The following is a 23,439-nucleotide window of genomic DNA, read 5'->3' on the forward strand; positions in this document are numbered from 1 at the left end:
GATGCGCGGCAAGTGAGACTGTGTTCGCGCCAATAGGTTGCCAGGCCGGTACAATGAGCGCATTTGATCTTGCAAGGGGCCGCTTCGCGCCCCATCGCCGGCAAGCCAGCTCCCACAGGGACCGAGGCCGCCTTGTGGGAACCGGCTTCCCGGCGATGGGGCGCGAAGCGGCCCTGATATGAAGGATGTGCATGTCTTCACTGTCCACCGCCTGGCGCAACCGCCCCACCCACCACAAGGTCTGGGCCCTGGCCGCGCCGATGATCCTGTCCAACATCTCGGTGCCGCTGGTGGCGCTGGTCGACAGCACGGTGATCGGCCACCTGCCCCATGCCCATCAGTTGGGCGCGGTGGCCGTCGGCGCCACGCTGTTCACCTTCATGGTCGGCCTGCTGGGCTTCCTGCGAATGGGCTCCACCGGCTTCGCCGCCCAGGCCGCCGGCCGCGCCGACGGCGCCGCGCTGCGCCAGGTGCTGGTGCAGGGGTTGCTGCTGGCGCTGGCTTTCGCCGTGCTGATCGGCCTGTTGGCCCTGCCCTTCAGCCAGCTGGCGCTGCAGGCGATGCAGCCCAGCGAGGCGCTGCATGCCTCGACCGAAGCCTTCTTCCACACCCGCCTGCTCGGCCTGCCGGCAGCACTGGCCAGCTATGCCCTGGTCGGCTGGTTCCTCGGCACCCAGAACGCCCGGGCGCCGCTGGCGATCCTGCTGACCACCAACCTGCTCAACATCGCCCTGAACCTGTGGTTCGTGCTTGGCCTGGACTGGGGGGTGGTCGGCTCGGCGCGGGCCTCGGTGATCGCCGAATGGAGCGCTGCCCTGCTCGGCCTGGCCCTCACCCGCCCGGCCTTGCGCGCCTACCCCGGGCAGGTCGTCTGGGCCGCGTTGAAACGCTGGCAGAGCTGGCGGCCGCTGCTGGCGGTCAACCGCGACATCTTCCTGCGCAGCCTAGCCCTGCAACTGGTGTTCCTGCTGCTCACCGTGCAGGGTGCGCGCCTGGGCGAGGCGACGGTGGCGGCCAATGCCCTGCTGCTCAATGGCCTGATGCTCACCGCCTATGCCCTCGATGGCCTGGCCCATGCGGTCGAGGCCCTGTGCGGCCATGCCATCGGCGCCCGTGACCGCAGTGCCCTGAAGCAGGCACTGGTGGTGGCCTGCGGCTGGTCACTGATCGTCAGCCTGGTGTTCGCCGTGCTGTTTTTGCTGGGCGGGCACCTGTTCATCGACCTGCAAACCGACATCGCCAGCGTGCGCGACGCGGCATATCCCTACCTGCCTTACCTGGCGGTGCTGCCATTGGTAGCCGTGTGGAGCTACCTGCTCGACGGCCTGTTCATCGGCGCGACGCGGGCCCGCGAGATGCGCAATGCGATGCTGCTGTCGGTGGCAGTTGCGCTGCCCCTGGCGCTTGCCATGCGCGGGTTCGGCAACCATGGGCTGTGGTGGGCGTTCCTCGGCTTCATGGTGCTGCGGGCGGTAACGCTGGGGTGGCTGGGGTGGCGTTTGCAGCAGCGCGACCGCTGGATTCCCTGAGAGCGGCGCCGCTTTGCAGCGCTGCGTCACGAAACCAGGAGAAAGCCCTCACCTGCCCCCTTGCCTGCGCCCGGCCTGATTCCCCACAATCGCGCCCATGCCGCACCATGACAGGGAATTCGCCGTGCCATCCATCTACCAGCTCAAACCCCGCTTCCAGGCGCTGCTGCGCCCTTCGGTGCAGCGCCTGTACGACCGTGGCGTCACCGCCAACCAAGTCACAGTCGCCGCCGCCGCGGTCTCCATCCTCCTTGGCTTGCTGCTCGCCTGGCAGCACCAGGTCTCCTGGCTGTTCATCCTGATACCGCTGTGGATGCTGCTGCGCATGGCGCTGAACGCGGTCGACGGCATGCTCGCCCGCGAGTTCGGCCAGCAGTCCAGGCTCGGCGCCTACCTCAATGAACTGTGCGACGTGATCGCCGACACCGCGCTGTACCTGCCGTTTGCCCTGTTGCCGGGCGTTTCACCGACACTGGTGGTGCTGGTGGTGGTGTTCGCCGTGATCAGCGAATACGCCGGGGTAATGGGCCCGCTGGCCGGCGCGTCACGCCGCTACGACGGGCCGATGGGCAAGAGCGACCGGGCCTTCGCCTTCGGCGTGCTGGGCATCGGCGTGGCATTCGGGCTGCTGGCCGCGAGCTGGATCAATGGCCTGCTGCTGGTGATCCTGCTGCTCTCGCTCTATACCCTGTACAACCGGGTTCGCCACGGCCTGGCCGAAACCCGCTGAGCCCCTCGCTGCCGGACAAGGATATTCGCCATGCGCCAAGCGCAATCGCTGCATTTCTGCACCCATGACGGCGTCGAGCTGCACTATCGCCACTGGCCCGCCACGCGCAACGAGCATCAACCACGCCGCGCCGTGGTGATGTTCCACCGCGGCCACGAGCACGGCGGGCGCATGGCCCACCTGGCCGACGAACTGAACATGCCCGGTTATGATTTCTTCGCCTGGGACGCCCGTGGCCATGGCCAATCGCCAGGAGCACGCGGTGACAGCCCGGGCTTCGCCACCAGCGTGCGCGACGTGCAGACCTTCATTGAGCACCTCCAGGCCAGCCATGGCATTGCCGAACCCGACATGGTGGTGCTGGCGCAAAGCGTCGGCGCGGTGCTGATCGCCACCTGGGCCCACGACTATGCGCCCAGGGTGCGCTGCCTGGTGCTCGCCTCGCCGGCGTTCAAGGTCAAGCTCTATGTGCCCTTCGCCCGCCCCGGGCTGAAGCTGATGAAGGCCCTGCGCGGCAACTTCTTCGTCAACAGCTACGTCAAGCCGCGCCTGTTGACCCATGATCCGGAGCGGGTCATGTCGTATGTCGCCGACCCGCTGATCAGCCGGCCCATTTCGGTCACCATGCTGCTGGGCCTGTATGACGCCGCCGACCGCGTGGTGGCCGACGCCCAGGCAATCCAGGTGCCGACGCAATTGCTGATCTCCGGCGCGGACCTGGTGGTCGAGCGCAAGCCGCAGGAGCAGTTCTTCGATCGCCTGGGCAGCGCACGCAAGGAAAAGCACATCCTGCCCGGCTTCTTCCATGACACCCTTGGCGAGCGCGACCGCGCCCACGCCCTGGCGCGGATCGAACGCTTCGTCGAGCACTGCTTCGATGCGCCGCCAGCGCGGTCGGCGTTGCTCGACGCCGACCGCAGCGGCGCCAGCTGCGCCGAGGCCGAGAGCCTGGCTGCGCCGTTGCCACGCCATTCGCCACGCGACCTCTACTGGCGCGCCACCCGCGCCGGCCTGCGGCTGGGCAAAGGCCTTTCCGAGGGGGTGAAACTGGGCTTCGACACCGGTTTCGACTCTGGCTCCACCCTCGACTATGTCTACCGCAACACACCAACCGGAAAAGGCCGGTTGGGCGAGCTGGTCGACCGGAACTACCTGGACGCCATCGGCTGGCGCGGTATCCGCCAGCGCAAGCTGAACGTCGAGGAGCTGTTGCGCCTGGCCATCGCCCAGTTGCGCGAGCAGCAGCGCCCGGTCCATATCGTCGATATCGCCGCCGGCCATGGCCGCTACATCCTCGAGGCCTTGCAAGGCCTGCAGCAACTGCCCGACTCGATCCTGCTGCGCGACTACAGCGAGCTCAACGTGCAACAGGGCAACGCACTGATCAGCGAAAAAGGCCTCGGCGAGATCGCCCGCTTTGTCCAGGGCGATGCCTTCGATCGACAAAGCCTGGCCAGCCTCACCCCACGCCCCACCCTCGCGGTGGTCTCGGGCCTCTACGAGCTGTTCGCCAGCAACGAGCTGGTCGGCAATTCGCTGGCGGGCCTGGCCGATGCCGTCGAGGACGGCGGCTACCTGGTCTACACCGGCCAGCCCTGGCATCCGCAGCTGGAGATGATCGCTCGCGCCCTGACCAGCCACCGCGGCGGCCAGGCCTGGGTTATGCGCCGACGCAGCCAGGCAGAGATGGATCAGTTGGTCGAGGCCGCAGGGTTCCGCAAGATCACCCAGCGCATCGATGAATGGGGCATCTTCAGCGTCAGCCTGGCGCAGCGGGTGCGCTGATGGCCCGTGAAACCGGGCTGATCCGCCGCGGCGTGCTCTGGCTGTTGCTGCTCGGGCCGCTGTTTTTCCTCAGCTACGGCCTGGCCAACTCCTACACGGCCGGGCGCGACGATATCGGCAGCCTGGTGTTCGCCTGGGAACGGCACATGCCGCTGTGGCCGTGGACGATCATCCCGTACTGGTCGATCGACCTGCTGTACGGATTGTCGTTCCTGCTGCCACGTACACGTCGCGAGATGGACCGACATGCCCTGGCATTGCTCACGGCACAGGTGATCTGCGTGGCCTGCTTCCTGCTCTGGCCGCTGCGCTTCACCTTCGAGCGCCCCGAGCTGTCGGGGTTGTTCGGCTGGCTGTTCGATGTACTTATGGGCTTCGACAAGCCCTACAACCAGGCGCCTTCGCTGCATATCGCGCTGTTGGTGATCATCTGGACGATGTTCGCCCGCCATGCGCGGCATCCAGCCTGGCGCTGGCTGGTGCACGGCTGGATGGGGCTGATCGGGTTGTCGGTCCTGAGCACCTGGCAGCATCACTTCATCGATGTACCGACCGGGGCGTTGGCCGGGTTCGTCTGCCTGTGGCTGTGGCCGCAACAAGGGCCGTTGCCCTGGCAGCAGGCGCGCCTGGCACGCGACCCCAAACGCTGGCGGCTGGCGCTGCGTTATGGACTGGGCGCGCTGCTGCTGGCCGTGCTCGGGTTCAAGCTGGGACACACCGCCTTGTGGCTGCTCTGGCCTGGGTTTTCACTGCTGTTGATAGCGTTCAACTATGCGCTGTTCGGGGCGCAAGGTTTCCAGAAAGGCAGCGATGGCCGGCTGTCGGTCGCGGCGACGGCATTGCTGGCGCCTTACCTGATTGGGGCCTGGATCAATTCAAGGCTGTGGACCTGGCGCCACCCGCAGGCGGATGAGGTGTGCGAGGGGGTGTACCTCGGGCGTGTGCCGGGCGTGGCTGACGCGGTGCAGTTCCCGGCGGTGATCGACCTCAGCGCGGAGCTGGCCTGCAGGGTCCTCCTCGCGGGGCAAGCGCGCTCCCACGAGCAGACGCCACAGGCTTCGCAGTCCTACCTGAATCTGCCGTCACTGGACCTGGTCGCCCCTGACACGCAGACCTTGCAGCAAGCTGCCGAGGCTATCGAACACCTGCGCCGGCACGGCCCGGTCCTGGTCTGCTGTGCGCTCGGCTACTCGCGCAGCGCCAGCGCGGTCGCCGCCTGGCTGGTGGTCAGCGGCCGCTGCAAGGCAATCGCGCATGCCGAAACACTGATCCGCCAGGCGCGCCCCGGCGTGGTATTGCATCCAGCCCACCGCCAGGCCCTGCAGCCGTTGGAGACCCGGCCATGAACCTGCTCGTCGTCGCCAGCCTGCTCGCCCGTGGTCGCCAACTGGAGCGCTGGTCGGACGGCATCACCTTGCTGGCCCTGGCCTGCAGCCTGGCGCCCATGCTGGGCGCGCCGTTGCCAGCGCTGCCCCGAGTGTTCTGCGCAGCGTTGCTGGCGCTTGGCCTGGCACACAAGTACTGGGCCATACGCGTTGCCCTGGATGCCGAGCTGTTCGCCCGGCTCGCCAACTGCGACGACCTGCCCGCCGATACCCTGGCCCTGGACCGCGCCCTGTTCGAACTGCGCCTGAAACCGACCGCCGACGATCCACGCGGCTGGCCTGCACGCAGCGAGGCCGCCCTGGCCCTGCTGCGCCGTCAGGCCTTGTGCCTGGCCGCGCAGGTGCTGCTCGCCGTCACCCTCCCCTTCACCGGATAACCCCCGATGCTCGCCAGCCTGACTGCCTTCGTCATCACCTCCGCCGCCCGCCTGATCACCGGCGCCCGCGCCCTGTGGCTGGGCTGCACGCCGCAACCGGTGCAGCGCCTGTACTTCGCCAACCACAGCAGCCACGGTGACTTCGTGCTGCTCTGGGCCGCGCTGCCCGAGCCGCTGCGCCGCCGCACCCGGCCAGTGGCCGGCGCCGACTACTGGTGCAAGCCGGGTATCCGCGATTTCCTGATTCGCCAGGTGTTCAACGGCGTGCTGATCGATCGCCAGCAGGCCGGCGAGGGCAACCCGCTGCAACCGGTGCTCGACGCCTTCGCCCAGGGTGACTCGCTGATCTTCTTCCCGGAAGGCACGCGCAACCTCACCGACGACCCGCTGCTGTCTTTCAAGAGCGGCCTGTTCCACCTGGCCTCGGCCAACCCGCAGGTGGAGCTGGTGCCGGTGTGGATCGCCAACCTCAACCGGGTCATGCCCAAAGGACGCGCCCTACCCCTGCCGCTGCTGTGCACCCTGAGTTTCGGCGAGCCGCTGCACCTGCAGCCGGACGAAGCCAAGCACGCCTTTCTCGAGCGGGCCCGCCAGGCCCTGCTGAACCTGGCCCCGAAGGAAGCCTGAGATGGATCAGAACACCCTGTCGCTGTTCGCCGGTATCGGCGCCCTGCTGCTGCTCGCCAGCCTCGTCGGCCGCCTGCTCAAATGGCGTGCCGGCCCCGCGCCGCATGCGGTGATCGACAACCTCAACGCGCGCATCAATGCCTGGTGGGTGATGGTGCTGGTGATCGGCATCGCCTTCCTGTTCGGCAAGTACGGCGTCATCGTGCTGTTCTACGGCGTCTCGTTCTACGCCCTGCGCGAGTTCATGACCCTCACCCCGACCCGGCGCAGCGACTACCCCGCCCTGGTGGCGGCGTTCTACGTGGCGTTGCCGGTGCAGTACCTGCTGATCGCCATGGACTGGTACGGCCTGTTCAGCATCTTCATCCCGGTGTACCTGTTCCTGCTGCTGCCGATCCTCGCCAGCTTCGGCGGCGACACCACGCGCTTCCTCGAGCGCGCCTCGAAGGTGCAGTGGGGCCTGATGATCGCGGTGTACTGCGTGTCCTCGGTGCCGGCGCTGATGACCCTGGACATCCCCGGCTACGAAGGCCGCAACCTGCTGCTGATCGCCTGGCTGATCCTGGTGGTGCAGATCAGCGACGTGCTGCAGTACGTCTGCGGCAAGCTGTTCGGCAAACGCAAGGTGGCGCCCAACCTGTCGCCGTCGAAGACCGTCGAAGGCCTGGCCGGCGGCGTGGCCTTGGCTACCCTGGTCGGCGCGCTGCTGTGCTGGATCACCCCGTTCACCTTCTGGCAGGCGGCGCTGATGGCGCTGACGGTCAATGCCATGGGCTTCTTCGGCGGGCTGGTGATGTCGGCGATCAAGCGCGACCGTGGAGTGAAGGACTGGGGCCACATGATCGAAGGCCACGGCGGCATGCTCGACCGCATGGACTCGGTGTGCTTCGCCGCGCCGGTGTTCTTCCACTTCGTGCGGTACTGGTGGGCGTGAGGCCTGGCCGATCGGCAGGCTTGGGTTGAGATAGCGCGCTCTGACAGCTGGACGTCGAGCCCAGGCAACTGCCCGTACGTCGATGGCCCTATGGTGACGCGTCATCTCACCTGTTACCTGGAGCCACGCCATGTCCGATTTCATCACCGTCCTGCGCGAAACCTGCCCGACCCCGGTGGTCGACGCGACCAAATGGAAGCGCATCGGCGGCGACCCGCACACCGTCAACCTCAATGCCTACCTGTCCGCCGACGGCAGCAAGATCATGGGCACCTGGATCTGCACGCCGGGCAAGTTCGAGGTCAACTACGAGAAGTGGGAGTTCTGCCATTTCCTCGATGGCTACTGCATCGTCACCCCGGAAGGCGAGGAGCCGAAGTATCTGAAGGCGGGGGATGTGTTCGTGATCGAGCCGGGGATGAAAGGGACCTGGGAAGTGGTCGAGACGGTGCGCAAGTACTTCGTGTTTGCCTGATCGTTCGGCAAAAACGCACATCCTGTGGGAGCCGGCTTGCCGGGCAAAGCCGGTGCCCAAAACCGCGCTGCCTGCATCGCTGGCAAGCCAGCTCCCACAGGGGCTTCATTGCCTGGAAGATCGCGGGCAAAAAAAAAATCGCGAATCGCATGCCCCTCCCCCAAGGTGCGCAGTTACAAGGGGGAAGACCATACGGTCCGCGATCAAGTCCACTCGCGGGTCAATCCTTCTTGCGGTACCCCTCGACGATCGCCGAGAAATCCTTGCCACCCTCGCCGCGCAGGCTCATGGCCTGGTACAGCTGCTGGGCCACGGCCCCCAGGATCACCGGCTGGTGCGCCTGGCGTGCGGCCTCGGTGGCCAGCCCCAAGTCCTTGAGCATCAGTTCGGCGCCGAAGCCGCCGGTATAACCCCGTGAAGCCGGGGCAGTCTCGATGATGCCTGGCCACGGGTTGTAGGTGTCCGAACTCCAGCAACGTCCGGTCGAGCTGTTGATGATCCCGGCCAGCACCTTGGTGTCGATGCCCAACGCATTGCCCAGGGCCATGGCCTCGGACACGCCGATCATCGAGATGCCCAGCAGCAGGTTGTTGCAGATCTTGGCGATCTGCCCGGTGCCGACTTCGCCGCAATGCACGATATTGCGCCCCATCTGCTCCAGCACCGGCTTGAGCGTGGCGAACAGCTCGGCGCTGGCGCCGACCATGAAGGTCAGGGTGCCGGCCGCCGCGCCACCGGTGCCGCCGGAGACCGGCGCATCACCCATGTCGATGCCCTTGGCCGCTGCGGCCTTGGAGACCTCACGGGCGGTCTGCGGATCGATGGTGCTGCAGTCCACGGTCGGAGTGCCGGGGCGAATGCCGGCCAGCACGCCGGTTTCTTCGTCCAGGTACACGCCACGCACATGAGCGGCGGCCGGCAGCATGGTGATCACCAGCTCGCTGTTGGCGGCGGCGTCCTTGGGCGAGGTGCTGACCTGCCCGCCCAGCTCGGCGAGTTCGGCCAGCACGGTCTTGTTCAGGTCGAACAGGTTGAGCTGGTGCCCGGCCTTGATCAGGTTGCGGGCCATGGGCGCGCCCATGTTGCCCAGGCCAATGAATGCGATACGCATGACGAGCTCCTTAGCGCAGGCTGATGGTGGTGTTCACACCGTCATTGACGCTGTCATCGTCGAACCAGCGGGCGGTGACGGTCTTGGTCTGAGTGTAGAACTGCACCACCTGCTTGCCGTACGGGCCGAGGTCGCCGAGCTTGGAACCGCGGGAACCGGTGAAGCTGAAGAACGGCACCGGTACCGGGATAGGGATGTTGATGCCGACCTGGCCGATGTCGATCTCGCTCTGGAACTTGCGCGCCGCCGCGCCGCTCTGGGTGAACAGACCGGTGCCGTTGCCGAACGGGTTGGCGTTGACCAGGGCGATGGCCTCGTCGAGGGTGTCGACCTCCAGGGTCACCAGCACCGGGCCGAAGATTTCCTGGGTGTAGACCTGCATGTCGGTCTTCACCCCGGAAAACAGGGTCGGGCCGACGAAGTTGCCTTGCTCGTAGCCCGGCACCTTGACGTCACGACCGTCGAGCTCGAGCTTGGCGCCTTCCTTGATGCCGCTCTCGATCAGGCCCAGCACGCGCTCCTTGGCGCGCTTGGAGACCACCGGGCCGACATCGGTGCCCGGCTCGTTGCCGGCGTTGACCTTGAGCTTGCTGGCCGCGTCCTTGATATCCGGCAGCCATTCGCGGGCCTTGCCCACCAGCACCGCCACCGAGGTGGCCATGCAGCGCTGGCCGGCCGCGCCGAAGGCGGCGCCGACCAAGGCGTTGATGGTTTGGGTACGGTTGGCGTCGGGCAGCACCACGGCGTGGTTCTTGGCGCCCATCATCGACTGCACGCGCTTGCCGTGCTGGCTGCCCAGGTTGTAAACGTGGGTGCCGACTTCGGTGGAGCCGACGAAAGAGATCGCCTTGATATCCGGGTGGGTGCAGATGCCATCGACCACTTGCTTGCCGCCATGCACCACGTTGAGCACGCCGGCCGGCACGCCAGCCTCCAGCGCCAGCTCGACCAGCATCATGGTCGACAGCGGGTCCTGCTCGGACGGTTTGAGCACGAAGGTGTTGCCGCAGACGATGGCCATCGGGAACATCCACAGCGGGATCATCGCCGGGAAGTTGAACGGGGTGATGCCGGCGCACACGCCGATCGGCTGGCGCAGGGTATAGGTGTCGACGCCGCCGGCGACGTTTTCGGCGAACTCACCCATCTGCAGGGTGCCGATAGAGGCGGCGTGCTCGACCACTTCCAGGCCGCGGAAGATATCGCCCTCGGCGTCGGCAATGGTCTTGCCCTGTTCGGCGCTGAGGGTCACGGCGATGCGCTTGCTGTGTTCGCGGATCAGTGCCTGCAGCTTGAGCATGATGCGCATGCGCGCGCCGATCGGAGTGTCGCGCCAGGTCTTGAAGGCACGCTCGGCAGCGGCCACCGCGGCGTTCACTTCCTCGACGGTGGCGAACGGCACCCGCGCCAGCACTTGCTGGGTCGCCGGGTTGACGATGTCACGCCATTCGGTGGTCTTCGACTCGACCCATTGGCCGTCGATCAGCAGCTTGACCTGCTCGACCTTGGTCTGGTCGGGCGTCTGGGGTGCGTTCATCTGCGCTCTCCTTGGAATTATTGTCGGAACGAGGACGCCTACGCCGGAGCGAACACGGGGTGGCGCTTAGGGGCTGAGTTCGAGTATAGATGTGCAAACATCCAACAAGAATGCACAAAAAAACCGGATCATCATGCAAAAAGACCTCACCTCCCTGAGCGCGCTGAACTGGGACGACCTCAAGTTCTTTCTTGAGGTAGCGCGCACCCGCAAGGCCAGCAGTGCGGCCAAGCGCCTGGCCGTGGACTACACCACTGTGTCGCGGCGCATCGGTTCACTGGAAGGGGCGCTGGGCACTTTGCTGTTCGAAAAATCGCGGACCAACGGCTTCGTCCTCACCGCCGAGGGCCAGCGTCTGCTGGGCTATGCCGAGTCGATCGAGAGCACCCTGCACATGGCTTGCGAGCAAGTCTCAGGCTCGGGCGTCGCATTGTCGGGGCATGTACGCATGGGCTGCACCGAAGGCTTCGGCAGCTTCTTCGTCACCCCGCAGCTGAGCCACTTCGTCGATGCCTGGCCGGCGATCTCGGTGGACATCCTGCCGCTGCCGCACTTCATCAGCCTGTCCAAGCGCGAAGCCGATATCGTCATCGCCCTGGAGCGCCCGGAACACGGCCCCTATGTGTGCTGCAAGCTGTGCGATTACCGCCTGCGCCTGTATGCCACCCAGGACTACCTGGATCGCCACGAGCCGATTCGCGAGATCGCCGACCTGGGGCGCCACCCGTTCATCAGCTACGTGGACGACCTGGCCTTCAGCTCGGAGTTGCTGTACCTGGCCAACTTGATCCCCAACGCCAACGCGCACCTGCGCAGCACCAGCGTGATCGCCCAGTACACAGCAGCGTTGCAGGGGCGTGGGCTGGCGATCCTGCCGTGCTTCCTGGCGGCGCAGGATCCACGCCTGGTGACGGTGCTGCCGGAGCAGATCGAGGTGACGCGGCAGTTCTGGATGTACTGCCGGGAGGACCTGCGCAAGTTGAAGCGGATCACCCTGCTGTGGGATTACATCCGTGAGGTGACCGAGGCCAATGCGCCGTTATTGATGGGGGAGACGCGGGAGATGAAGTTCGCTCGGGATTGAGGGTAGGCATCATCGCGGGGCTTGCCCCGCGATGTCGGTATCACTCCGACCCCACCACGATCGACACGCGGCGATTCTCCATGCGCCCTGCGGCGGTACGGTTGTCCGCCACCGGCTGGCTGCTGCCCATGCCGCGGGTCTGGATGTTCTGCGGCTGCATGCCGATGCCGGCCAAAGCCTTGGCCACGCTCTGCGCGCGGCGCTCGGACAACTGCTGGTTGTAGGCGGCCTTGCCCGAGGCGTCGGCGTGGCCGTCGATGCGCACGCGCTGGATATCCACCGACAGCAATGCCTTGCCGATGCGCTCGACGATCGACTCGCTCTGGCTGTTGAGGCTGTCCAGGTCGCTGCCGAACAGCACCTTGCCGGACAGGTCGAACGCCCAGCCGTCATCGGTCGGGGCGAAGCCCTCGCGCTTGAGCACGGCGACCTGCTCGGGTGTCAGCCCCTTGGGCGGCACGCTCTGGCAGCCGGCCAGGGCGAACAGCGCCAGCAGCAGGGTGAATAACGGGAAACGCAGTACGGAAAAACGCTTGGTCACGGTTCAGCTCCTGTTCTTTGCATCGTTGGCACAGCGTTCCGTCTGTGCCACTTGCCAATGGCCGCGGCGATTGCGCTTGGCCTGGTACATCGCCGCATCGGCGGCATTGAGCAGACTGGCCGGGTCATGGCCGTCGTCCGGGTAATAGGCGATACCGACACTCAGCGAGGTGGTCAGACTGGTACCATCCTCCAGCTGCACCGGCAGCTTCATGCTGGCGACGATTTTCTCGGCGATGCGCTTGGCATCCTCACGCGAGTGCAGCGGCGTCAGCAGCACGGCGAACTCGTCACCGCCCAGGCGCGCCACCAGGTCATGCTCGCGCAGTTGCGCACGCACCCGGCTGGCCACGCTGATCAGCACTTCGTCACCCACCGCATGGCCGAGGCTGTCGTTGATCTGCTTGAAATGGTCGCTGTCGAGGAACAACAGGGCCAGGTGATCTTCAGTGCGTGCGGCGTTGCGCAGGCTGCGACTCAGCCGTCCTTCGAAGAACGCGCGGTTGGGCAGGCCGGTCAGGCTGTCGTGGCTGGCCTGGTGGGCGAGGGTTTCGTTCTCGCTTTGCAGGTGGCTCTGCCACACCTCCAGCTCATCGAGCAGGGCATTGAAGTCGTTGCCCAGCTCGTTGAGCTCGGCGATCTGGGTTTCCGGCACGCGGCGATCGAAACTGCGCTCGCGCCGCGCCGCATGGGCGACGCTGGCCAGGTTGCGCAGGGGCCGGATGATGTCGCCGAACAGGCGTCGTGACAGGTACAGCGCCAGCACCGCACTGAGCACCGTGCACACCAGGATCCCGACCAGGCCGCTGAGCAGGAAGCGCACCAGGCTGCCACCCTGCCCGGTCAACTCGATATGCCCGACGCGCTGGCCCATGTGTTGCACCGGCATGTTGATCGGCTCTTCCAGCAGGCTGCGCGCCACCTGAGTCTGCAACTGCGCCATCACGCCGGGCGTATCACGCTGCCAATGGGCGAGCAGTTCGCCGTCGTTGTCATAGACCTTGGCGTCGGCGACTTCCTCGGTGGAGGCGATCAATGCCAGCGCTTCGTTGGCCGCGGCACTGTCGTCGAACACCACGGCGGCCTCGACGGTGTAGTTGATGGAGCGAGCGATCAGGTGCAGGTTGTGATTGGCATAGACGCGCAACGCCGCCACGCCGAGCAAGGTCACCAGTACACCGGCCAGGCCGGCGGCGAGCAGCGCCACGCTCAGGTGACGACGGCCGAGCACGGCACGCAGGGTCGGCCGGCTGAAGCGCTTGGCTGAACGCTTCATGGCTGCCCTGCCCGCCGTCGCGACAGCTGCAGCACGCTGGGGTGGATGCGCACACCGCTGCGCGCCACCGAGTCGAGGTTGACGTCGAACGCCACCTGCTGGTCGCTGACCCGCAGGCAGAACAGGCTACCCACCGTGCACGGGTCATCGGCCTCGCTGATGCTCAGCAGCGGGTGGCCATTGACCCGCTGGAACAGCCGCTCGCGCTCCAGCTTGTCGAGCTTGCCCAGGTAGATGGCATCGCAGGCGCTGGCCACGCTCGGGTCGTCGGCCAGCAGACGGCGCACCTGCAGGGGTTGCCCGGAGTTCTGCACGTTGCCCTTGATCAGGTCGTCGGCGTACTCGGTAGGGCCGACCAGGCACAGGCGCAAGGGGTTGGGGTGGGCAGGCCAGCGTGCGTAGCTGAGGATCCCCAGTACCACCTGGGTCACGGCCTTGGCCCGTTGCTGCGCCTGCGCGTCCGACGCGGCAGTGCCCGCCCAGGCGGGAGCGCCGGTCGACAACAGCGTGGCCATCAGCAGCGAGAGCGCACAACCCGTCACTCGTCTCAAGACCGAGACAGCCACAGTCATGGGGGAAAATCTCACAAAATGTTTGCGGATAATGCCGCAACGATAGCATATCGGCGGCGAACTCCAGAGTCAGACTTGCTCCAGCATCAGCCCCGAGACACGCCTGACCTTGCGCTCCACCGCTTCCTCGAACACCCCGGCGCGCGGCTCGATCAGGCTGAAACAGTGCTTGGCACGGGTGATACCGGTGTACACCAGTTCCTTGGTCAAGACCGGGTTCAAGGCATCGGGCAGTACCAGCGCGGTATGGCTGAATTCCGAGCCCTGGGACTTGTGCACGGTCATGGCGAATACGGTTTCCACTTCGCTGAGTCGACTGGGCAGGACGAAGCGTACCCCACCGCTGCCATCGTTGCGCGGAAAGGCCACGCGCAGCAGCGCCTCGCCCTGCTCGTCCGGCAGGCGCAGGGCAATGCCAATATCACCGTTCATCAGCCCAAGACCGTAATCATTGCGTGTAACCAGTACCGGGCGGCCCTCGTACCAGGGTTGCTGGCTATCGATCAGCCCGGCATTGTGCAGCACCCGCGCCACGCGTTCGTTCAGGCCTTCGACGCCCCAGGCGCCCCTGCGCACGGCGCAAAGCAACTGGAAGGCTTCGAAGCTCTGCAGTACCTCGGCCGCCCAGCGCTCCCAGCGCGGATCGTCGCCCGGCGTGCCAGGCGGCGGGCGCAAGCGGCCGATGGTGCGCAGGTAGCCACGGTAACCCTGCGGCCCTTCGCCGCCCTGGCCAAGGCCGTCGAGCAACAGGCGATCGAAGCGCTTGTCGTGTTCGCCGCCCAGGGTCAGGCAATGAACGTCCGCAGGCCGGGTCGCCAGCAGCGCCCGCGCCTCCAGCGCCTGCTGGCGATTGACCAGGCGCGCCAGCTGGCCGATGCCGCTGCCTTCGCCGAAACGCCGCGAATGACGTAGCATCACGATCTGCTGGGCCAGCGGATTGCGCTGGCCATCGCCCGGTTTCAGGCCGATGCCCGCCAGCGACTGCCCGCCCACCTGCTCCAGCCAGGCCAGGGTCTGCGGCCAGTAGCAGCCTTCCTCGGCGTCGCGACACAGGTCGCCCAGCACCGCCCCGGCTTCCACCGAGGCCAGCTGGTCCTTGTCGCCCAGCAGCACCAGCCGTGCAGTGGACGGCAGGGCATCGAGCAGGTTGGCCATCATCTCCAGGTCGATCATCGAGGCTTCATCGATCACCAATACGTCAAGCGGCAACGGGTTGCCGGCATGATGGCGGAAATGCCGCGAGCCTGGGCGGCTGCCCAGCAGGCGGTGCACGGTGCTGACCTCGGTGGGGATCTGCGCCCGTACCTCAACGTCCACCTGCAGGCGCTCGACCTGCTGGCCGATGGACTCGGTCAGGCGCGCCGCGGCCTTGCCGGTCGGTGCCGCCAGTCGGATACGCAACGGTCGCCCTTGCTCGACCGCCGGTCCCTGCAGCAACGCCAGCAGGCGTACCACGGTGGTGGTCTTGCCGGTGCCGGGGCCGCCGGTGATCACACTGAAACCCGCTCGGGTGGCCAGCGCGCAGGCGAGTTTCTGCCAGTCCACCTCGCCGGCCGCCGAGCCGCCGTCGAAGAGCTGCGCCAGGCGCTGGGCCAGATCGGCGAGCTGAGGCTGACGGCGCGCCAGGCGCTCATGCAGGGCGTCGTCGATCCGCCGCTCGTAGGCCCAGTAGCGGCGCAGGTACAGGCGCTCGGCGCTGAGCACCAGTGGCCGGGCGCGCTGTTCGACGCTATCGCCCGCCGCGACCAGCGGGCTCTCGGCAATCCGTTGCAGCCAGGTACCCAGGTCAAGGCTGGCCAGCAGTTGCGAAGGCAGCAGCAGCGGCCCGGCCAGGGCATCGCCTTCCGGTGGCAGCGACAGGGCGAAGTCTGGTTCAGCGAGGGTCTGGCGCAGATCCAGGCAGACATGCCCATGCCCCAGCTGGTGGCTGGCCAGCGCCGCAGCGAGCAGGATCAAAGGATCACTGCCTGGCGCCCGCTCCTCGAGAAAGCTCACGAAGGCCCGGTCCAGGGCACGCAACCAACCGCGCTCGACCCAACGATCGAGCAACGCCAGCAGGTCGTGGCTGGCGCTCAGCGGCGCCAGGGCGCTCAGATGCTCCGCCTGCAATGGCGTGGGCAGCAGGTCATCGAGGTTGCGGCTCATGGCGCGGCTCCGGCAAACAGATCCTGTTGTTCAGGTTCTAGCTCACCCCGGAACATCGCGTCGAGCTGCTCGATCAGCGCCCGGGGTGGGCGCACATGATACAGCCCGTGGCCCGCCGACGTGACGCCGCGCAGGAAGATGAACACGGCGCCGCCGACATGCCGATCGTAGTCGTAGTCAGGCAGGCGGGCGCGCAACTGGCGATGCAGGGCCAGCAGGTAGAGCACGTACTGCAGGTCGTAGCGGTGCTCGAGGATCGCCTGCTCCATCGCCAGGTCGCCATAGGCTTCGGCGTCGGGGCCAAGCCAGTTGGACTTGTAGTCGGCCACGTAGTAGCGCCCATCGAGCTCGAACGCCAGGTCGATGAAGCCCTTGAACATGCCATTGAGCAAGGTCGGCTGCGCGGCCGGGCGCGCCGCGCCGCCATGGGTATGGCGCGTCACCTGGTAGTCGAGGCGCAGGGCGTCGACCTGGTGGCTGGCGAACCAGAACTCCATTTCGATCTGGTATTGGTTCAGTTGCGCCAGGGTCAGAGTGGCACCCTGCAACGGCATGGGTTGCAGCAGCAGTTGCTGCAGCCACTGCGTCAGCGTGGGGATCCAGCCGGTCCAGTCGCGTCGATTGCAGCGCCGCCCCACGGTGCGCTCGATCACCTCGGCCTGGCTGCTGATCTCGGCGAAGCCTTCGCGGCCCGCCCATTCGAGCAGGCCATGGAGGAAGGTCCCCGGGTTCGGCCCACGGGGGAAGCGGTGGATATCGCCCGCCTCGGCCGGGACCTCGCGCAGCAGCTGGCTGTCCAGCAGCTCGTCGTCCAGCAGTTGCTGGGCCTGGGAGCTGTCGGCGATCAGCGTCTGGTCGCCCACCCGCAGGGCACTGTAGGAAGCAATCCACCAGTGTTCCGCGGCGGCGCGCCGTGGCTTGCGTGGCGGCAGGAGTTCGCGCTGGCTGTCCGGCGTGCGATAGCTCTGTGTCTGCACTTCGGGCAGCGCCTCCCGGCTGATGGCCGGGTTGCTCGCCGCCAGTGCCTGGAGCCACTCGCCCAGCTGGCTGGAGGCGGGCAACGGCAGCCCGCCGCCGAGCAGGTAACCCAGGGCCGAGCGGTGCAGTTGCGAGCTGCGCTGGGTACCGCGCTTGAGGTCGGCGACGCCCAGCCAGCAAGCGTATTGGGCACGGGTCAGGGCGACGTAGAGCAGGCGCAGGTCCTCGGCCAGGCGCTCGTCGTCGGCGCGCTCGATCTGCTCGGCATTCGGCGTCAGGGTCAGGTGCGCCACGCCCTGGTCATCGTGCCAGTCCAGGGGCAGGCGCTGGCCATCCACCGGTTTGCTGGTGCAGATGAACGGCAGGTACACCAGCGGGTATTCCAGGCCCTTGGATTTGTGGATGGTCACCACCTTGACCAGTTGTTCGTCGCTTTCCAGGCGCAGGATCTGCTCCTCGCCCGCCTGCCCTGCGTTGGCCAGGTGCTCGGTGAGGTGACGAATCAGCGCTTGCTCGCCATCCAGTTCGCCCGCCGCCTGCTGCAACAGCTCGGCCAGGTGCAGCAGGTTGGTCAGCACGCGTTCGCCGTCACTGCGGCCCATCAACGCGCGGGGCAGCTGGAAGTCATGCAGCAGGCGGCGCAGCATCGGCAGCACGCCCTGGCGTTGCCAGGTGTCGCGGTAGCGGCGAAAACGCATCACCCAGCCCTCCCAGACCCGTTCGTCCTGGTTCAGGCGCTCCAGTTCGACCAGCGGCAGGTCGAGGGTCAGGCTGGCCAGGGCGGCCTTGAGCAGGCGCTCCGAGTCCGGCTCGGCGCAGGCCTTGAGCCAGGCCAGCAGGTCGTGGGCCTCCTGGGCGGCGAACACCGAGTCCTTGTCCGACAGGTACACACTGCGCACATCGCGGGCGGCCAGCTCGGCGCGGATCAGCTGGGCCTCGCGGCCGTCGCGCACCAGGATGGCGATATCGGAAGGCAAGCAGGGCCGCAGCTTGCCAGCAGCATCAGCGAAACCACTGACGCCTTGCTGCCCGCCATTGAGCAGTTCGACGATATGGCTCGCGCAACTGGCCGCCAGCTGCTGGCGATACAAAGTACTGGATACCGGCTCATCACTTTCAAGTTGCCAGCAACAAAGGGCTGCGCTCGGCTGACCGGCCACCAGCAATTGCTCGCCACGGCCCTTGGCGCGTACTTCGACGAAAGGCAGCGGGTTATCGCCATGGGCCCGGAACAGGAATGCCCCACGGCCCTCGGCACGCTCCTCGGCCTGGAGGAATACCCGGTTCACCGCCGCGACCATGGCCTGGCTGGAGCGGTAGTTGGTGTCCAGGCTGTGCAGGCGCCCGGCGGTGGCGCGGCGCGCGGCCAGGTAGGTGAAGATGTCGGCGCCGCGGAAGGCATAGATCGCCTGCTTGGGGTCGCCGATCATGAACAGGCCGGTGTCCGGGTTGTTCTCGCTGATACGGTAGATGCGCTCGAAGATGCCGTACTGGACGGGGTCGGTGTCCTGGAACTCGTCGATCAACGCGACCGGGAACTGCTCGCGGATCAACGCGGCCAGGCGCTCGCCCGCATCGCTGCCCAGGGCATGCTCAAGGCGCAAAAGCATGTCGTCGAAGCCCATTTCGGCGCGTCGACGCTTCTCCACCTCGAAGCGCGCCGAAACCCAGGCAGCGGCATGCTCCAGCAGGCGCGCATCGGGGCTGGCCAGCCCCTGCAACTGTTCACGCAGGGCCGCCATGGCGTGCAGCGCCGGGTGCTGCGGTGGCTCGCCGGCCTTCCACGCCTCGGCCATGCCCGCCGGGGTCAGCCGGGTGAAGCCGGTGCCCAGGTCCAGCTCCATGGCCTGCTCATCACCGGCCCAGGCGCGCAGTTTGTCGAACCAGGGCTCAAAGTAGCGTGCCTGCAACTTGCGCCCGTCCGCCTGCTTGGCCGCCACGGCATCGCGGCAGATCTGCTGCAGCTCATCGGCCCAGGCGGCCCAAGGGGCCTTGAGCTGGGCCAACTGCTCGGTGCGCTGGCGCAGGGTCGCCTCGATCAAGGCTTGCGGCTCCTGCTCGTCCACCTGGCCACGGACGCGGCCGAACAATGGCCTGATCCTTGGCAACAAGGCATCGGGGCTGCCCCAGTTGCCGCGCACCCAGGCCAGCGACTCGCCACGCATGCCGTAGCAGAAGCGCCGCCAGTAGTCGCGCATGACCTGGCCCAGCAACTCGCTGTGATCGGTTTCCAGGCTCTGGGTGAACAGGCTGCCACTGTCAAACGCATGCTCGCGCAACATGCGCTGGCACCAGCCGTGGATGGTCGACACCGCCGCTTCGTCCATCCATTGCACGGCGATTTCCAGACGGTTGGCACAGCGTGGCCAGTGCGCCGGTGGATAATCCTCGCGCAGCAGGTGCAGCAAAGGGTCGGCGTCCTCGAGCTCGCCGCGGAAAAAGCGCGCCGCTTCAGCCAGGCGCGCACGGATACGCTCACGCAGTTCCTTGGTTGCCGCATCGGTGAAGGTCACCACCAGGATCTGCGGCGGCAGCAGCTCGCGGGCAAAGCCCTGCTCGCCGCCATGCCCGAGGATCAGGCGCAGGTACAAGGCCGAGATGGTGAAGGTCTTGCCGGTGCCGGCGCTGGCCTCGATCAGTTGGCTGCCGTGCAAAGGAAAGCTCAGCGCCAGGGGGCGGGCTTGGGTCATTGGGCGCTCTCCGGGTTGCCCAGGGTTTGCCAGGGCGCCGCGAACAAGGGGCGATACAGGGTTTCGCACCAACCCTCGAAGGTTTCCTCGAGGGCCAGTGCGGCGAAGTCACGGTATTGACGGGCCAGGGCCAGGCTCTCGCTGCGCTCGCCGAAGCTGTTCTGGCCGTCACCTTCGTAGGCCCGGGCCGCGGCAGCCAGGGCCTTGTCCGGGTCCTCCTGGGCCAGCCAGGCGAAGGCGGTCTTGGCCGCGACGGGCAAGGGCGCGTTCATTCCCGCCTGGCGTGCCACCAGCAACTCGCCCAGGCGCTGCGTCGCATCGGCCTGCGGCAGCGGTGCCAGCAACAAGGTCAGGTCGCTGGCCACCAACGCGCTGTGCAGCGGATAGCCCGAGGCGCAGGCGGCAAGGTGCATGACCCAGGCCGGGATCAGGCGATGCCATTTCAGGCTGTTGCGCCCGGCACTGAGGGTATTGGGCACGGTGGCGATGCTCAGCAGGCTTTGGTCTTCGCCTTGGTACACACGGCCGAGCCAGCCTTCCAGGCGCTGCGCGCCCTGTTCGAAGTGAATCGGCAGGGCACCCTCGACCAGCGTCGGCCAGCGCTGCAGCAACTGTCGATGGCGTTGCAGCAAGTCCGGCAGCGGCTGGATCAGTTCCGCCTGCAAGGCCTCACCGAACCCGGCCAACGGTAGCAGCCCGCAGGCCTGCAGCCTCCGGGCCTGGGCTTGCAGGGCTCGCTCGGCGTTGTCGGGGTCGGCCAGCGCGGCGCCGAGCAGACTTTCACTCAAGCCATAGCGTTGCAGGGCATCCAGGATGAAGGGTTCTTCGTCCGGAGTCGGCGCCTCCAACGTTTCGAAGAACACTTTCAGGCGCTGGCTGAAAAAATGCCGTACCGGGTGGCGCAGGAAGTCCTGAAGCTGCACCAGGTTCAGCGGTTCATTGCTGACGTAGGGCGACAGCCCGATAGCGGCGGTCGCTGCGCCGTCCTCGGCCTGATGCAAGGCCAGCCACTCATGGGCAAAACTGAACAGCGGGCTGCCTTTCTGGAAATAGCGCTGGCTGAACGGCTGCAGCGGATGCTCCTGGGTCAACGCATGCAGCAACTGCTGTCCAGCGTCATCGCGCAACCCGGCCTTGGCACCGGCGAGCTGCCAGCCGGCGGCCAGGTGATCGCGCAGTTGCCCGATCAGCACCGAGGCCGGACGCTCGCTGTTGTCGCGGATACTGCGCCCGACCCAGCTGACATAGAGCTGGTCACGTGCCGACAGCAAGGCTTCGAGCAACAGGTAACGGTCATCCTCTCGCCGGGAGCGATCGCCCGGACGATAGTCGCTGGCCATCAGGTCGAAGTCCAGGGGCGGCTGGGCGCGTGGATAGTCACCATCGTTCATGCCCAGCAGGCAGACCACACGGAACGGGATGGCGCGCATGGGCATCAGGGTGCAGAAGTTCACGGAACCGGCAAGGAAGCGTTGCGACAACTTGCCCTGGTCCAACCCCGACAGCCAGGCCTCGCGCACCACCGTGAGCGGCAGCAGGTCTTGCAGGCCCACCGCCTCGCAAGTCTCCAGCCAGGTGTCGCGCAGATCCTGCAGTTGCACCAGGAGCAGCTCGTCGTGTTCGTTCTCGGCCAGGAAGAAGATCTGCAGCAGGGCGTGCAGCCGTGCGCCCCAGTCTGGCGCAGAGGCCGGCTGGGTCAGGGCCTGGCAAGCGACCTCCAGGGCATCGAGCAAGGCGACCAGCGGCCCGATCAATGCGGCATCGAGGCCGCCAATCTCGTCATAAGGCTCGATGCCGTCACAGCCTTCGCCCACCCCGACCGCGTACCCCAGCAACATCCGGCGCAGGCCGAATCGCCAGCTGTTCTGCTCCAGCCCTTCCGGCAGCCCCAGGCTGGCGCGCTGTTCGGCACTCAGCCCCCAGCGGATACCCGCCCCTTCGATCCAGCGATGCAGCGTCGGCAGATCGCCTTCCTGGATGGCGAAACGGGCGCGCACGGCCGGTACGTCCAGCAGGTCGAGCACTTCACTGACGGCAAAGCGGCTGTCGGGCAGCTTGAGCAGGTGTTCCAGGGCAATGAGCAGAGGGTCGCGACCACGCTGACCCTGGTCGGTCAGGGTGAAGGGGATATAGCGCGGGTCGTTGCGATCGAGCTGGCCGAACACGGCGCGGATATGCGGTGCGTAGGTGTCGATGGCCGGCAGCATGACGATGACGTCGCGCGGGCGCAGGGTCGGGTCGGCGCTGAAGCGGGCGAGTAACTGGTCGTGGAGGATCTCGACTTCGCGCTGCGGGCTATGGGCCAGGTGGAAGCGCACGGAGCGGTCCTTGGCCGGATCGACTGCAAGCCATTGCGTACGCGTCTCGGCCAAAGGCCGCAGCTCGAGGATATCGTCCTGCAGCTGGTTGAGCAGGGTCTCGGGCTGTGCATCACTGAACAGGTCGATACGGCCTTCGCTGAAGACATTCTGGTAGCTGCCTGGGTCGTCGTAGCTGTCGAGCAGGTTGATGTAGTCGCGCCCCTGCTTGCCCCAGGCCGCCAACAGCGGATGGGCATGCTGATGCAGCAGTTCGTCGTCCAGCTGCAAAGGCATGCCCTGCTTGCGTTGCTGGCGTTTGTACTGGTGCCGCAGCAGGTCCTTGTCGGCGACGATATCGCCCCAGTGGTGACGACAGGGATTGTGCACGCACAGCAGCACCTGGCTGAAACGGGCAAGACCTGCCAGGGCTTCCAGGATCTGTGCCGGCAGCGACGAAATGCCGAACACGATCAATCGCGCCGGCAGCCCTGGGGGCGCCTGCTCCAGGCTGTTGATACGTTCGATGAAGCGCTGGTGCACACCGGCTCGGCTCTGGGCCATGCCCTCCTCGCCCACGTCCTCGAGCAGGAGCCGCCACAACTCGGCCTGCCAGCGATTGCCAGCAGCCAAGGGCTTGCGCTCGCCACGGGCGGTATTGAGTACATGGGCACCATCTGCCCAGTCCTTCAACCAGTCGGCGCGGTAGACCTGGTACTGGTCGAACAGGTCGGCAAGGCGCTCAGCTAGCTGGTAACGCTTGCGTAGGTCGCTATCGTCGGTGAGGAAGCGGCGCAGAGGTTCGAAGTGCAGACGCTCGATCACTTCCGGGAGCAGGCGCATCAGGCGCCAGGTCAGGGGGGCCTTGTCGAGCAGCGAAACCTCGGGGATTTCATCACGGCCCAACACACGGCGATACAGCTGCCACATGAAGCTGCCCGGGAGCTGCACATCGATGGCAGCGGCGATCCCGCAACCGCCCTGATCGTCGTCTTGCGGGTCCTCGGCCAGAGCCAGTTTCAGCCATTGGGCGATACCGTTGCTCTGTACCAGCGCAATCTCGTTCTCCAGTGGCGCCAGGGGGTAGCGGCGCATCACGCTCACCACCAGATTACGCAGTTCGTCCAAGCGATTGCCCTGGACGATCATGAAACCTGGGTGGAGTGAGGTGGTCTGCGGCATAGGAGCTCTCGGAATGCGGTTGATGCTGACGGGAAACCTTATCACGGAGACAGCAGACAAGGTCTCGCGATGCTGCCCGGCAGGCCATGGGTTTTCCAGGCACAAAGACAAAACCCCTACCTGCTCGCGCAGATAGGGGTTTTGCGAAATGAATCTTGACGATGACCTACTCTCACATGGGGAAA

Annotated in this window: 17 protein-coding genes; 9 read left to right on the forward strand and 8 right to left on the reverse strand. The window is 66.5% G+C overall.

All coding sequences use genetic code 11. The features are described 5' to 3' along the window. Positions 1 to 191: 191 nt before the first annotated feature. The 8 genes from ACVWY1_RS19840 (at position 192) to ACVWY1_RS19875 (ending at position 7,842) form a co-directional block, all read left to right on the forward strand. On the forward strand, positions 192 to 1,529 hold the full coding sequence (locus ACVWY1_RS19840; protein WP_214500964.1) for an MATE family efflux transporter: 1,338 nt from the start codon (positions 192 to 194) through the stop codon (positions 1,527 to 1,529). Positions 1,530 to 1,653: 124 nt separating this feature from the next. Beyond that, positions 1,654 to 2,259, forward strand: coding sequence for a CDP-alcohol phosphatidyltransferase family protein (locus tag ACVWY1_RS19845; protein ID WP_277502743.1), 606 nt, complete (start codon positions 1,654 to 1,656; stop codon positions 2,257 to 2,259). Positions 2,260 to 2,289: 30 nt separating this feature from the next. Continuing rightward, complete coding sequence (locus ACVWY1_RS19850) at positions 2,290 to 4,044, forward strand: bifunctional alpha/beta hydrolase/class I SAM-dependent methyltransferase (protein ID WP_277502741.1); 1,755 nt, start codon at positions 2,290 to 2,292, stop codon at positions 4,042 to 4,044. Further along, positions 4,044 to 5,390: a phosphatase PAP2/dual specificity phosphatase family protein gene (locus ACVWY1_RS19855; protein WP_277502738.1), complete on the forward strand. Its 1,347-nt coding sequence runs from the start codon at positions 4,044 to 4,046 to the stop codon at positions 5,388 to 5,390. Before ACVWY1_RS19850 ends, ACVWY1_RS19855 begins: the two co-directional genes overlap by 1 nt. Further along, positions 5,387 to 5,806, forward strand: coding sequence for a hypothetical protein (locus ACVWY1_RS19860; RefSeq protein ID WP_110704064.1), 420 nt, complete (start codon positions 5,387 to 5,389; stop codon positions 5,804 to 5,806). Before ACVWY1_RS19855 ends, ACVWY1_RS19860 begins: the two co-directional genes overlap by 4 nt. A 6-nt stretch (positions 5,807 to 5,812) precedes the next feature. Next, positions 5,813 to 6,433: a lysophospholipid acyltransferase family protein gene (locus tag ACVWY1_RS19865; RefSeq protein ID WP_277502736.1), complete on the forward strand. Its 621-nt coding sequence runs from the start codon at positions 5,813 to 5,815 to the stop codon at positions 6,431 to 6,433. Position 6,434: 1 nt separating this feature from the next. Next, positions 6,435 to 7,367 (forward strand): phosphatidate cytidylyltransferase, encoded by a 933-nt coding sequence (locus tag ACVWY1_RS19870; RefSeq protein WP_102684564.1) that lies wholly within the window; start codon positions 6,435 to 6,437, stop codon positions 7,365 to 7,367. 130 nt (positions 7,368 to 7,497) lie between these two features. Further along, on the forward strand, positions 7,498 to 7,842 hold the full coding sequence (locus ACVWY1_RS19875; protein ID WP_277502733.1) for a cupin domain-containing protein: 345 nt from the start codon (positions 7,498 to 7,500) through the stop codon (positions 7,840 to 7,842). Positions 7,843 to 8,062: 220 nt separating this feature from the next. On the opposite strand, the gene mmsB is transcribed toward ACVWY1_RS19875, so the two are convergent. Beyond that, the gene (gene mmsB / locus ACVWY1_RS19880) at positions 8,063 to 8,953 is read right to left on the reverse strand and encodes a 3-hydroxyisobutyrate dehydrogenase (RefSeq protein WP_028691313.1); all 891 of its coding nucleotides are present in this window, start codon (positions 8,951 to 8,953) and stop codon (positions 8,063 to 8,065) included. A 10-nt stretch (positions 8,954 to 8,963) separates the two neighbouring features. Next, a complete protein-coding gene (locus ACVWY1_RS19885; RefSeq protein WP_038707313.1) occupies positions 8,964 to 10,490 on the reverse strand; it encodes a CoA-acylating methylmalonate-semialdehyde dehydrogenase in 1,527 nt (508 codons plus the stop codon). Positions 10,491 to 10,623: 133 nt separating this feature from the next. On the opposite strand from ACVWY1_RS19885, the gene ACVWY1_RS19890 reads away from it, so the two are divergent. After that, complete coding sequence (locus ACVWY1_RS19890) at positions 10,624 to 11,574, forward strand: LysR family transcriptional regulator (RefSeq protein ID WP_102684573.1); 951 nt, start codon at positions 10,624 to 10,626, stop codon at positions 11,572 to 11,574. 40 nt (positions 11,575 to 11,614) lie between these two features. Here ACVWY1_RS19890 and ACVWY1_RS19895 read toward each other — a convergent pair whose 3' ends face one another. The 6 genes from ACVWY1_RS19895 to recC form a co-directional block, all read right to left on the reverse strand. After that, positions 11,615 to 12,115 carry an OmpA family protein gene (locus ACVWY1_RS19895; protein ID WP_256582670.1) on the reverse strand — a complete coding sequence of 167 codons (501 nt, stop codon included), beginning with the start codon at positions 12,113 to 12,115 and terminating at the stop codon, positions 11,615 to 11,617. A 3-nt stretch (positions 12,116 to 12,118) separates the two neighbouring features. After that, on the reverse strand, positions 12,119 to 13,390 hold the full coding sequence (locus tag ACVWY1_RS19900; RefSeq protein ID WP_457378666.1) for a diguanylate cyclase domain-containing protein: 1,272 nt from the start codon (positions 13,388 to 13,390) through the stop codon (positions 12,119 to 12,121). Continuing rightward, positions 13,387 to 13,962, reverse strand: coding sequence for a YfiR family protein (locus ACVWY1_RS19905; RefSeq protein WP_457378667.1), 576 nt, complete (start codon positions 13,960 to 13,962; stop codon positions 13,387 to 13,389). The genes ACVWY1_RS19900 and ACVWY1_RS19905 overlap by 4 nt, the downstream gene beginning before the upstream one ends. Before the next feature lie 69 nt (positions 13,963 to 14,031). Beyond that, entirely contained in the window at positions 14,032 to 16,107 is a 2,076-nt protein-coding gene (gene recD / locus ACVWY1_RS19910; protein ID WP_457378668.1) for an exodeoxyribonuclease V subunit alpha, read from the reverse strand. Continuing rightward, complete coding sequence (gene recB / locus ACVWY1_RS19915; protein ID WP_457378669.1) at positions 16,104 to 19,775, reverse strand: exodeoxyribonuclease V subunit beta; 3,672 nt, start codon at positions 19,773 to 19,775, stop codon at positions 16,104 to 16,106. Before recB ends, recD begins: the two co-directional genes overlap by 4 nt. Further along, positions 19,772 to 23,254 carry an exodeoxyribonuclease V subunit gamma gene (gene recC, locus ACVWY1_RS19920; RefSeq protein WP_457378670.1) on the reverse strand — a complete coding sequence of 1,161 codons (3,483 nt, stop codon included), beginning with the start codon at positions 23,252 to 23,254 and terminating at the stop codon, positions 19,772 to 19,774. Before recC ends, recB begins: the two co-directional genes overlap by 4 nt. Positions 23,255 to 23,439 lie beyond the last annotated feature (185 nt).

The sequence above is a fragment of the Pseudomonas sp. TE6288 genome (assembly GCF_054062095.1).